The sequence below is a fragment of the Parafilimonas sp. genome (assembly GCF_051953455.1).
Lineage (GTDB): Bacteria > Bacteroidota > Bacteroidia > Chitinophagales > Chitinophagaceae > Parafilimonas.
This window is the reverse complement of record NZ_JBQCIT010000006.1, coordinates 19,033-30,874: the sequence shown is the minus strand read 5'-3', so window position 1 is coordinate 30,874 and position 11,842 is coordinate 19,033. Positions and strand designations below refer to the sequence as shown.

Annotated in this window: 9 protein-coding genes and 1 pseudogene; 5 read left to right on the top strand and 5 right to left on the bottom strand. The window is 38.2% G+C overall.

Annotation, left to right across the window (positions count from 1 at the left end; all coding sequences use genetic code 11):
- Positions 1 to 664: 664 nt before the first annotated feature.
- Together ACTHN6_RS01135 and ACTHN6_RS01130 are read right to left on the bottom strand one after the other, a co-directional pair.
- Entirely contained in the window at positions 665 to 1,366 is a 702-nt protein-coding gene (locus ACTHN6_RS01135; protein WP_440433866.1) for a hypothetical protein, read from the bottom strand.
- A gap of 307 nt (positions 1,367 to 1,673) precedes the next feature.
- A complete protein-coding gene (locus ACTHN6_RS01130; RefSeq protein ID WP_440433865.1) occupies positions 1,674 to 1,865 on the bottom strand; it encodes a hypothetical protein in 192 nt (63 codons plus the stop codon).
- Between the two features lie 559 nt (positions 1,866 to 2,424).
- Between ACTHN6_RS01130 and ACTHN6_RS01125 the strand changes: the two genes are divergently transcribed.
- The 5 genes and pseudogenes from ACTHN6_RS01125 to ACTHN6_RS01105 all read left to right on the top strand — a co-directional run.
- Positions 2,425 to 3,204 carry a LuxR C-terminal-related transcriptional regulator gene (locus ACTHN6_RS01125; RefSeq protein WP_440433864.1) on the top strand — a complete coding sequence of 260 codons (780 nt, stop codon included), beginning with the start codon at positions 2,425 to 2,427 and terminating at the stop codon, positions 3,202 to 3,204.
- 75 nt (positions 3,205 to 3,279) lie between these two features.
- Positions 3,280 to 5,607: a TonB-dependent receptor gene (locus ACTHN6_RS01120; RefSeq protein ID WP_440433863.1), complete on the top strand. Its 2,328-nt coding sequence runs from the start codon at positions 3,280 to 3,282 to the stop codon at positions 5,605 to 5,607.
- Between the two features lie 198 nt (positions 5,608 to 5,805).
- Positions 5,806 to 6,081, top strand: coding sequence for a hypothetical protein (locus ACTHN6_RS01115; RefSeq protein WP_440433862.1), 276 nt, complete (start codon positions 5,806 to 5,808; stop codon positions 6,079 to 6,081).
- Positions 6,068 to 6,469 (top strand): hypothetical protein, encoded by a 402-nt coding sequence (locus ACTHN6_RS01110; protein ID WP_440433861.1) that lies wholly within the window; start codon positions 6,068 to 6,070, stop codon positions 6,467 to 6,469. Before ACTHN6_RS01115 ends, ACTHN6_RS01110 begins: the two co-directional genes overlap by 14 nt.
- A gap of 182 nt (positions 6,470 to 6,651) precedes the next feature.
- Positions 6,652 to 6,798, top strand: a pseudogene (locus ACTHN6_RS01105) (hypothetical protein); the annotation flags it as partial.
- Here the strand turns inward: ACTHN6_RS01105 and ACTHN6_RS01100 are convergent.
- From ACTHN6_RS01100 to ACTHN6_RS01090, 3 genes are all read right to left on the bottom strand, one after another.
- On the bottom strand, positions 6,795 to 8,420 hold the full coding sequence (locus tag ACTHN6_RS01100) for an alpha-L-fucosidase (RefSeq protein ID WP_440433860.1): 1,626 nt from the start codon (positions 8,418 to 8,420) through the stop codon (positions 6,795 to 6,797). The pseudogene ACTHN6_RS01105 and the gene ACTHN6_RS01100 sit on opposite strands and share 4 nt — an antisense overlap.
- A gap of 140 nt (positions 8,421 to 8,560) precedes the next feature.
- Positions 8,561 to 10,342, bottom strand: a complete 1,782-nt coding sequence (locus tag ACTHN6_RS01095) for a glycoside hydrolase family 2 protein (protein WP_440433859.1) — start codon at positions 10,340 to 10,342, stop codon at positions 8,561 to 8,563.
- Between the two features lie 34 nt (positions 10,343 to 10,376).
- On the bottom strand, positions 10,377 to 11,798 hold the full coding sequence (locus ACTHN6_RS01090) for a cellulase family glycosylhydrolase (protein WP_440433858.1): 1,422 nt from the start codon (positions 11,796 to 11,798) through the stop codon (positions 10,377 to 10,379).
- Between the last annotated feature and the right edge of the window lie 44 nt (positions 11,799 to 11,842).

Here is an 11,842-nt window from a genome sequence, read left to right as displayed (position 1 = left end):
AAATAATTGGATAGATAAACCATTGGGAATTCCTAAATCAGTAAAAACTTATTTATGTTTAAAATAAAATGCCGGGAGAATTCTTCTGACTGGTCGTGTTCAGACAGATGGAAGATTGTTTTGAACTGGCTGCCAGGACTGTCTTGAAGAAATATGATTTTGGAATTATAGATATAAGTGGTGGCGGCCCGTTGGCTATACTGATAGCCAAGAAATTTAAACTGCAACATTGCGGAGTTATATGGTAATGATACCTACCAAAGACCAAATACTTATTTGAATTATTATCCGGTATCTGGTTTCAGGATACCTGGGTTCTGCTTGCAAACTTTGCTGGTTTGTTTGTTATTGAGATAATGTTGGATCTTAAATATCTTACTTATTAATAAAATACTTAAAACAAAAATGGATACAATATAAAATTTACTGCAATCACATGATCTAAACTTAAATACAAACTAAGAAGTGGCCTTTTTGCATCTCTTGATTCGCAGGGAGGAAGTGCCATTCTTCAAGGAAGCCTATAATTGAGGCGTCAAAAAGTTTATTTATTTTCCATGAGTAAATTTTATGATTCCTGCAATATGCAGAATCAAGATTGAACACATGATGCAGCAAAGTGAGGTAATAACCAATTATTGAAGGGCATGCTATGTATTTTCTTTTATCCTGGAAATAAGCTCATGTCTTTCCTGTATACCAGTGTCTCAGATGAAATGGAGTTGATTGCATTAACCTTCATAATTTCTTGTATTGCTGAAATTTTATCATTTAGATTTTCACTAATGGCGTAATCCTTCCAATTTTCAAAACCCATTAGTATTATTATCTGGTTGATATCACCGCCATCAATCATTTTATACACTTTAAAATATTTGATTTGATCTGATGCATAATGGTCCTTTAGCATTTCGCATACTTTTAAGGATTGATCAATATCATCAACTGAAAGTGTTACTAATTTCAGCAAACTTGCTTTAAGCATAAAAGTGTCGTTTGTGCTTGCTTTTGCATAATAAGCCACCTTGAAAACAGTTTGTACATCAGCAAAAGGAAATACATGAAGCCTGTTATCTGCCATATCATCTGCCGGCTTAACAGCCTTATCAAAATCAGCCCAATTATGATCAAAGGTTGCATCAACAAACTGGCCATATCGTGCACCTGAAATAATAAACCATCCATACCAGTCCCATTTGTCGCCATTGGCTTTATGCCAATTCAAATGTTGTTTGTATCCATTTTCAAAATTTTGAAGCATGGCTTCTTTAGGTTTCCAGATTGCAAACTGACCAATATTTTTATCCTGTCCATGAATTGCATTCGCGAAAAATATCAAACCAGCAATTACTATTAATTGTTTCATATATAGATTAAAAATTACAGTATAATTCTTGTATCAAGGATCGTTTTATACCATTGACCGCTTTTTTCCTGGAGAATTGTCGGCATATTAAAAATTCCACAGATATTCTAAGTAATTCTGAAATTCTTTCTAAGGTAGTGTAAATTGATTACAAAAATCCCAATTCATATTTGTTGCATTGATTGTGTTTGAAGGTGTATCGACCTTTCTTCCCTGTACTGTAGATGAACGCCTGGCATGTCCTCCGTCTTTTGTAAGGTAAAGTTGAACCAATACCTTACCGCTACGATCACTCCAACTGCTAACCTCATATTATAAGTGCACGGGCGCTATCGTTGTAATAATAATTCTTGGGCAACTTTATGCCATAAGTCCTGCGGATACCATCTATCACCACTTCTTCAATATAACGGTATTGAACAGCCTCCGGGCGTAAGTTATCTTTTGCACATGAAATGCATAACAAGGAAATGATTGTGCTGATTAAACTGATACTCATTTTCATACTATTATTTATTCACTTTAAAGGCTACCTTTTTCGCTAACTATTTAAATAGTTGCACATACTTTATTAATCCTGCAAAGAAAATCATAGAATAATGAACATTTTTTAAAAGAACAGCGAAGCGATAGAATTAACGGCTTGAACGAAATAATTGATGGCTAAAACGTATGAACTATTTTAAATTGAAAGGCCTATAAATGAGAAAAATTGTAGCCATTGTTGATAGTATAAAGCAACCTGGTATTGTAATGCTAAAACCCGGAGAGAATATGACTATTGCGATAATTTAAATTTTTACAATTCATACTCTCATTTATTCATTACGGGCAATAATGTATTCAGCAATACGTCAATTTTAAAAACAGCAATGTTATAACATCAAAGCTGCAAACGGATAGTCAGTGAAATGGACAAATATGGCAGTGAAAGAGCCATAAAGGACTTGTCTTTCCTTATGAGAAACATCAATTAATTTTAAATTTGCATGATAAGTATATTTTCATACATGAAGGGAGAGATGCAATAGAAATTCCGGAGGATAACATGTATAAATATGACAAAGAAAAACATCAAAAATATCAACGAAACATATCACATGTTGCTTGACCAGCAAAGCTTCACAGCGGATGAATTGGATTATTCTGTTTTAGAACAACACAAATTCAACCTGAAGATATTAGCCGGCATTAGTAATTCTGTAATAAGCGTTTTTGATACATACAAAAAAGAACATGCTTTTTACTCATCTAATTTGAGTGCTGTGCTGGGCTATACCCAGCAGCATATAGAAGAAGGCGGAGACTTTTTTTTAGATACTAAAGTTCATCCCGACGATTTTGCGATGATAATGCAAAACGCAATATCGATTCTTAAATTATTTTCCAGGTTTTCAACAGAAGAAAAACTGAACCATAAATTCGTAACTGAATACCGCATTTTAAATGCAGCTAATAATTATGTCAGGGTAATTGAACAACACCAGGTTTTGGAATTAGCTAATAACGGAAACGTTTGGCTGGCACTAAGTATTTTAGATATTTCTCCTAATCAGAAAAATATGAATGAAGGTTTGAAAAGTGAACTATTGAATTTCAGCACGGGAAAGATTATTCCTTTTACTAATCCGGAAGAAGAAATATCCAGTACACTTTCCAAAAGAGAGATTGAAGTTTTGAAACTGGTAAAAGACGGCTTTTTAAGTAAAGAGATTTCCGACAAATTGGCTATTAGTCTACACACGGTAAATACGCACAGGCAAAAAGTGTTAGCCAAATTAAGTGTAAATAATTCTATGGAGGCCGTTGCGCTGGCTTCAAAGTTAGAATTGATATAAACGTTATGATACTGATAAATCAGTATTGTTCAGAATGCAGATTAGAAACAGTTTTGCGTTTCTAATTTTTGAGTCATGTTGCGAAGCTTTTCTGCATTTGTAATTTTGTTTTTTTCGATTCATTTATTTGCACAACAACCTGCACAAACCATTCGTGGAAATATTATTGATGAAGCATCAAACTTGCCATTGGCTTACGCAACGGTAAGTTTGCAAAATGCAAATGCCAATGCGGTTACAGACAGTTTAGGAAATTTTTCATTACAAAATATTGCCGTTGGAAGATATAATATTGCTGTTTCTTTAGTCGGATATGAACCGGTCGCATTAAAGGAAATCGAGGTAACATCTGCCAGGGAAGTCGTTCTCAACATCACTATGAAGCAAAACGTCACCACGCTTGGCGAAGTGATTATTTCCACAAAAACGAATAAGGACCAACCACTAAATGCCATGGCAAATACAAGTGCCAGGATGTTAAGCGTTGATGAAGCCAAACGATACGCAGGCGGTTTTGATGACCCTGCCCGTTTGGTTTCTGCTTTTGCGGGTGTTTCGAGCAATGTGCAAAATAATGCTATCATCGTTCGGGGCAATAATCCGCAATACCTACAATGGAAATTGGAAGGCGTTGAAATTTCAAACCCTAATCACTTTGCTAATTTATCTGCGTTTGGCGGTGGCGGGCTTACTGCATTGAGCACACAAGTGTTAGCAAATTCTGATTTTTTTTCAGGAGCAATGCCTGCTGAATATGGTAATGCCTTATCCGGAGTGTTTGATATTTTTATGCGGAACGGCAACAATCAAAAACATGAAAATGCTTTTCAGGTAGGAGCAATAGGTATTGATGCAGCTTCAGAAGGTCCTTTTAAGAAAGGTAAACAGTCATCTTACTTATTCAATTATCGTTACTCTACTTTGGGCTTGCTTGAACGTGTTTTACCTGAAGATGCAAGAGGAACAACGTTTCAGGATTTGTCTTTTAAATTAAATTTTCCCACAAAGAGAGCAGGAACTTTTTCTGTGTGGGGATTAGGTTTGATTGACCGTTCGGGACAAACGGTAGAAGAAAATATTAAGAAGTGGGAATTTGATGATGACAGAGAAAATGAAGATGTAAAACAGTATATGGGTGCAGCCGGCATCAACCATAAAATTTTTCTGAACAATAAACAATATCTTAAATCCACTTTGGCGTCAACAGCTAATGGTATTGATATGCATACCGAAATAGTGGACAGCAGCCTGAAATTTTATCCTGAAAATGTAGTAAACAATAAATACTACAACTTCGTTTTTTCTTCATATCTTAATACCAAATTTGGTGCAAGACACACTAACAAATCAGGGTTTGCTATTACAAATATGAATTATGATATTCTTTTAAAAGAATCTCCTATTATAGAAGAACCTATGCAAACCATTGTAAATGAAAACGGCAACAGTACGCTTGTTACAGCTTACAGCGAATCCAAACTGAACATTAATAACAAAACAACTTTAAACGTCGGGCTGAATGCACAATGGTTTACACTTAATAATACATTTTCTCTTGAACCAAGAGCAGGTATAAAATACAGGTTGGCGCCGAAGCAGGTAATTAGTTTTGCTTATGGTTTGCACAGCCGTTTGGAAATGTTAAATTATTATTTTGTCAAAAACAATTTAAACCAACTTATTAATCACAATTTAGGATTTACAAAAGCACATCACCTGGTTTTAGGTTACGACATAAGTACATCGGAATTTACGCATCTGAAAGCCGAAGCTTATTTTCAGTATTTATTCAATGTTCCTACGATGGCAGACAGTTCATTTTCTTTAATCAACCAGCAAAACGATTGGTTTTTTAATGGCAAATTGCAAAATTCGGGAAAAGGAAGAAATTACGGACTAGACATAACATTTGAAAAATATTTATCAAAAGGATATTATTACATAGCAACTGCTTCTTTATTTAAATCTCAGTACAAAGGTGGAGACAATGTGTGGCGAAGCTCAATTTATGATAGAAACTTTGCTTTAAATTTTTTGATTGGAAAAGAATGGTTGATGGGCAAGAACGGGAACCGGATCTTAGGCTTAAATGCAAGGATAAGTTATCAGGGGGGCGACCATTATTCACCAATAAACACAGTTGCTTCCATTACAAACCATGATGTAGTTTTTGATGAGTCAAATGCTTTCTCACAACAATATTTACCTGCTTTTACAAGTCACTTCACAGCAAGCTACAAAATAAACAGAAAGAAAATTACACACGAATTCGCCCTCAAAATCCTCAACCTTACACAATACGAAGAAAATTTAGGTTTCCGGTACAATTACCAAACTCAAAAAGTTGACATGAACAGAGAAGCGACTTTTGTTCCTAATATAAGCTATAAAATTGAATTTTAGCAAGTAAGGAAAATAGGCTAATTAGCAGCAGTTATCAGCCCGACGTTCACTAATCATCTGTTGTCTTTAAATTCATCATCAACAAATCTATAGGAATTTGTATCGGACGGAACATAGAAGTCCAGCCTATCGCAAAGCTGGTAGACGTTTACATGCAAGCCTATATGGACTCACCCTTCGACATCAAAAGAAAAGATTTTGGGCGATGGCTTTGCTGTTATTGACAATGTGTTTACGACAGAAGAAATCAACTCAATTCTTCAAATTACTTCACAGGCTGAGACAAGCAAACCGACATTCAGAAAAACGGCTGACTTGTTTGCCGTACGACAGTTTCTCAAAGAAGTTTCCGAAACCAAAGAGCTGATGCTTGCGCTTTCTTGGTTTCCTTTGCGAATTGCGGCAGCTTTAGCGATGCTGATGCTTGCGCTTTTGTTCAAAAAGAATAATAAATTAAACCATGAACAACAATAAACGACCTGAAAAAATTATTCGCTATTCGTTAGGCATATTGCTTTTGCTTGTTGCAGCAAATGCATTTGCCGGCGGATATTACGGACTATCTGGGGCAAGGGCTGTTCCAACGGAATGGCTAAAAGGCAGTCCCTTTCGCAACTATTTTATTCCAGGTTTATTTCTTTTTATTGTTGTTGGCGGTTCAGCCTTCATCGCTGCAATTCTTGTATTCAAGAGACACCGTATGGCACACAAAGCAGCCTTTATTAGCGGTATAATTATTCTTCTTTGGCTTGCTGTACAAGTAGCAATAATAGGCTATGTTTCGTGGATGCAACCGGTGACAGCAACTCTGGCTATTATAATTCTTTTGCTACCTTGGCAACTCTCCAAATATGGAAATTAAACATTTTTACTTTCGCTGCCAATGATAACGCTTGCGCTTGCCAATGCAACACTGAGAATTGTGTTTACTTCGCTGCTCCTTTGATAAGATAGAAGCATAACTACGCTATGCTGTTGGGCCAAATACATTCATTATATAAAATAGAAGACTGATGCAGGGATCAACACTATGCACCGGAACAAACAAAAGCATACCGGCAAGTGTATGCTGTGCCAATACTTGAGGATATGCATGGCAACTTTCACGAATTTTTATTCAAAACGCTTCCAAAAAGCCCTTTGCGAAAGGCAATCGCTTATGCCTGGCAATATTCCATAGCTTCTTTCTAAATAATCTTCAACACATAAGCATTATTGCAAGGTTGCTGTTGCGGAAGATTAACTGCAAGGCCATCGCCTGTTTGCTGCCATTGTATGTTATCCTTACTTCCCAATAACTGAACATTCGAAATTTTTTCAAAAGCGAGCGTTTTTATCGTCACTTTCTTGCTTTCGGGCCATGCAAAAAATGTAGCATACAAAATATTTTCTTTTGTAGTGAATCGAAAGTCTTCTGCGCCTAATGGTTTGCTCTTGCCTTCTGTAAAACCTTGCGAACTTAATGACGCAGCAGCATCTAAAGCAGGTCCTTCACCAAAGGTCTTCCACGGTCTTGTGGCATACACGGCCTCATTGTTTATCTTCAGCCAATCGCCAACTTCTTTTACAATTGCTATTTCAAGTTCGTCAATGCTCCCATCTCCGCGAACAGGAATATTCAACAACAAATTACCATTCTTACTTATCACATCCATGAGTATTTGTATTACCGTTGCCGCACTCTTATATCTTTTATCGTTGTAAATGCGCCGATCATAATGCCAGCCACCTATGCAGGTATCTGTTTGCCAAACGAAAGGTTCCAGGCGGTTGCTTGCCCCGCGCTCAATATCCCACACCATGCACTTGCGCTGCTCTTCGTTCAGCTTCTTAGCGTTCAGCACAGCTTCGAGCTTTCCATTTCTTTTTATACTATCATTATACAAATGGGCAGCAATGCGTAAGCCTGCATCATTTATTGGCCACAGCGGTAAAGCATCATCATCAAAATAAACCAAATCGGGATGGTACTTATTGATAAGCTCAATGATCCTGTTGAAGAATTTTTCACAATAAGATTTGGTGGGAACGCTTGCTCCGTCAGCCCAGTTCCATTGTTTTACAAAATCGCGGTTTGGTTCGCTTAAGGCATGGTTTTGTGCATACAAATCCTGGGGATCTAATCCATCCCACCATTTATTTTTCCCATTGCTTTTGGTAAGCCTGCCATCATATGGCACGCCAGCAAACGGCCCGGCTTTATCACTGCGTTGAGACGGCTCATACCACGTCCATGCATGAGAAGCATGCACGCTTACACCAAAAGGTAATCCATGTTTTTTTGCAGCCTTTGCCCATCCTTCTATCAAATCTTTTTTAGGCCCGTATTTCGTTGAATTCCACGGCTGATAACTGCTTTTGAAATTGTCGAAATTGTCATGATGATTTGCCATCGCAACAAAATATTGTGCACCTGCATTTTTATACAACTCAACCAGCGCATCGGGGTTCCAGTTCTCCGCCTTCCATTCGTTGATTACATCTTTAAATCCAAATTTGGAAGGATGTCCATATTTTTTCAGATGAAAGTTATAATGGTCGCTGCCTTCTTCATACATGCCACGTGCATACCAATCGCCATGTTCGGGCTGGCATTGTGCGCCCCAATGCGCCCACACACCAAACTTTGCATCCTGAAACCATGCAGGCACTTTATATTGTTTCAGCGAATCCCATGTTGGCTCAAACGGCCCGGTTGTAATTCGTTCACGATGATACATTGGGCTGTTCAATATTTCAGCGGCAAATGATTTTGTTAACCACCATGCCGGGATGGTCATTGCCAATCCATTGATGAGTTGTCTTCTTTTCATAGTATGCAAGTAAAAATGCTTAGATTATTTTGGTCAACTTTTAATTTGATAAATATATAGATCACTGATTCAGCGGATAAAAAAAAGTAAGTTCATTCGTACTTATATTAAGTATTTTAAAAAACATCTTTGTGTTTCGGTCACCTCTTTTTATCATAATACGCCTTCATTACCAACCATGCTTTCTTTTTATTTCCTTTTTCGGACAGTAATCCTTTCCTGTTATACCCCTTTTGATAAACAGGATGCAGCCGGTTCGTTGATTTGTAATCAAACAATAGCCACGGGCATACTCCGCTCAGGTTGGGAATGGTCTTAAACATTTCCAATTGATCTTTATAAATTTTTGCCTGGTAAGCTTCTGTCCAATACACTGCTTCATCTGCAGGCCCTTTACTGTCATATAAAGCTTCGCCGCCAAACTCAGCAATAAAAACAGGTTTATCCGGATAGGCAATACTCCATTTTGTGTCTGACGGCTTTCCCTGCCAGGGCAGATACCAACCAATGTATTCGTTAAGTGAAACAAGATCTGAATACCTGTACAAGGTGTCCCAAACTTTAAAATGGTTGCCCTGATAAATTTGCGAGTTAGTAACATGGGTGATCAACCGTGCTGCATCTAAAGCCCTGCATTTTTTTGTTAGGTCTGTCAACGCTTTGGTGCGGTTTGGTGCTGATGGATAGGTTTCATTTGAAAGACTCCAGATAATAATGCCGCAACGATTTTTATCTCTTCCCACCATCTCATCAAGCATTCTTTCCATTTTACCCGCAACAGTACTGTCTGTAAAATCGATATGCTGATAAACCGGGAGTTCGCTCCATACCATCAGGCCCATTTTTTCAGCTTCTCTAACCATGTATTCATTATGCGGATAGTGCACCAGCCGGACAAGATTACACCCTAACGCTTTGGCCGCATTCAGCAATAAGATGTCATCCTCTTTTGAATAAGCACGGGCCCCTTTGTTCGGGTTTTCCTCGTGAATGCTTACACCTTTAAGAAAGACCGGGTTTCTGTTTAGAAAAACTTTGCCGTCCTTCACTTCAACACACCTGAAACCAATCTCTTCCGAAACAGCATCTGTCTCGCTTTTTACAATTACCCTGTACAATTTGGGATTTTCAGGTGACCATAATTTAAACTTACCGGAAAAATTAACCGGGGCAAATCCTTTATCGTTACTCTGTGTTTTGTACTGAATGTTTAATTCCGGTATTTGTATTTCCAGTTTTTGCTGCAACTGCAAACCGTTGAGCTGAATCCAACCTGCAACATCATTAATACTTCCTTTATTTAATTGAATGGAATAATCCTTGATATAGGTTTCATTGGTTTCAACAAGCTCCACATCGCGTGTAATACCTCCATAGTTAAGCCAATCGTACCCAAAGCCCGGCAAGCCATTTTTTTGACGAACATTATTTACTTTAACCACAATAGAATTATCGCCGCTTCTTGCCTTGTCTGTTATTTCGAACTGGAATGGCGTAAACCCGCCTTCATGGCTTCCTAACTTTTCGCCGTTTAAATAAACATCCGCTTTATAATTAACGGCGCCGAAGTAAATGAAAAGCCTTTTGTCATCTCCAATTGTATAACTGAATTTTTTTCTGTACCAAACAGTACCCTCAAAAAAGCTGAGCTCTTTCTTTTGAGCATTAAAATCGCCGGGTACATTCAGCACGGGGCCGTCATCGAAGGCATACTCAAAAAAATCCGTTTTCTTTTGCGGTTTTTTTTCTTTCCAAACCTGGTACCGTTCGCCAACATCTGCAGGATCGATAATCACATTCCACTTGCCATTTAAACTTATTTGTTTTCTCGATTGAATATTTATCATGGCTATCTGGCTGCTTACCATGTTAACCAACAATAATGAGAATAAGAAAATCAATATGGATTTCTTTGAAAACATTTTTTTGTTGTTGATCATCTTTTTTACTGCACGATTATTGCCCACCTAACATAATTGCATCAAGTGATCTTTGGTCTTTTACCGTATAATTGTTTCTGTCAATCATGCCGCCGGTATCCCACCAGAATGGTTTGAGCCCGTTAGCAATTTCCTGCTGCGTAACAAATGTTATCCAATGATCTACCGAAGCCTGATGTTTATCCATATCTAATGGCGTTGTACGCCTGTAAGCACCATATTCACCCACAATAACCGGAATGCCTTTATCTACAAACTTCGCTTTCATTTTTGGAAACGCTGAAAGAACAAAATCTTCCTCACCCCAGGTGGCATTACGGGTGGGTTCTATAGTAGAATGATAATTTTGCCCCCAGTAATAGAACATATTACCCCACGAGGCATCATCTGAAAGTGCGGTAAACTGAAATGGCTCATAGTAATGAACTTCCACCATCGTGCGGTTAGGAGTTGGATCGGCAGGAAGTGTATTCATCAGGTTGCTCGTGTAATCAATATTTGTGGAAGGCCCCTGCACAATCAATACCCTGTATACATTGTGTCCACCTGTTGATCTAACGGCATCCACAAATGTTTGATGATAGGAAAGCAACACATTCATTGCAGTCGCATCACTTGCGCTTGGTTCATTGGCACTGGCAAACATTACATGTTCGTCAAAATCCCGCATTGCAGTTGCTATCTGCCCCCAGTATGTTTTTTGCTTTGCGTTTACTGAAGCCTGTGCACTTGTGGTAATATTATTTTCCAGCCATCCACCATCCCAATGGATGTTGAGAACAACGTACAGTCCATCATTAACACAATATTGCACCACTTGTTTTACCCGGTCAAGCCATTGGTCTGAAATTTTACCGGTTGTTTGATCTGCATATTGGTCCCACGAACAGGGAATGCGTACTGCCGTAAATCCGGCCTGTTTATACTTGTCAATTAAAGCCTGTGTAACCGGCGGGTTGCCCCAGGCAGTTTCACCCCCAATGGCTTCAAGTGTATTGCCAATATTAATGCCCAGCTTGAATTTTGCAGCTAATTGTACGGCAGTACTGCCCATGCCGGTTGAATCAGGCGGAATGTTGTAGGTATTTGTCTTTCCCGATTGCCGCACTTTTATTTCTTTTAAAGTGCTTCCTGCCGAAACAGTAATCACAACTGAACGTTCACTGGTATCTGTATTTGATTGGGCATTCAGCGTAATCTTACCATTTCCTTCTGTTACCGACGCTGTGGCGGTGCACCAGGATGCAGTATTACTGATGTTCCATTTTGTGTTACTTGTTATAGTTATTTCGGATAAGCCTCCGTCGGTTGTAAACAACACTTCAGAAGGAGAAACAGCCAGTTGGGCAGGTGCTGCCGTCTTATCTTTTTTACACGATATACAAAGTATAACTGCAATTAATAATGCTAAAGAATTGTATAGGATTCTAAATTTCATTTGCATATAAATCGGAATTTGCAACAAGATGAACCCGCAAGGCT

Excerpts from the sequence above, each read along its gene's own strand:
- ACTHN6_RS01135 (WP_440433866.1), bottom strand. The coding sequence starts at position 1,366 with ATGAAACAATTAATAGTAATTGCTGGTTTGATATTTTTCGCGAATGCA.
- ACTHN6_RS01130 (WP_440433865.1), bottom strand. The coding sequence starts at position 1,865 with ATGAGTATCAGTTTAATCAGCACAATCATTTCCTTGTTATGCATTTCA.
- ACTHN6_RS01125 (WP_440433864.1), top strand. The coding sequence starts at position 2,425 with ATGACAAAGAAAAACATCAAAAATATCAACGAAACATATCACATGTTG.
- ACTHN6_RS01120 (WP_440433863.1), top strand. The coding sequence starts at position 3,280 with ATGTTGCGAAGCTTTTCTGCATTTGTAATTTTGTTTTTTTCGATTCAT.
- ACTHN6_RS01110 (WP_440433861.1), top strand. The coding sequence starts at position 6,068 with ATGAACAACAATAAACGACCTGAAAAAATTATTCGCTATTCGTTAGGC.
- ACTHN6_RS01100 (WP_440433860.1), bottom strand. The coding sequence starts at position 8,420 with ATGAAAAGAAGACAACTCATCAATGGATTGGCAATGACCATCCCGGCA.
- ACTHN6_RS01095 (WP_440433859.1), bottom strand. The coding sequence starts at position 10,342 with ATGTTTTCAAAGAAATCCATATTGATTTTCTTATTCTCATTATTGTTG.
- ACTHN6_RS01090 (WP_440433858.1), bottom strand. The coding sequence starts at position 11,798 with ATGAAATTTAGAATCCTATACAATTCTTTAGCATTATTAATTGCAGTT.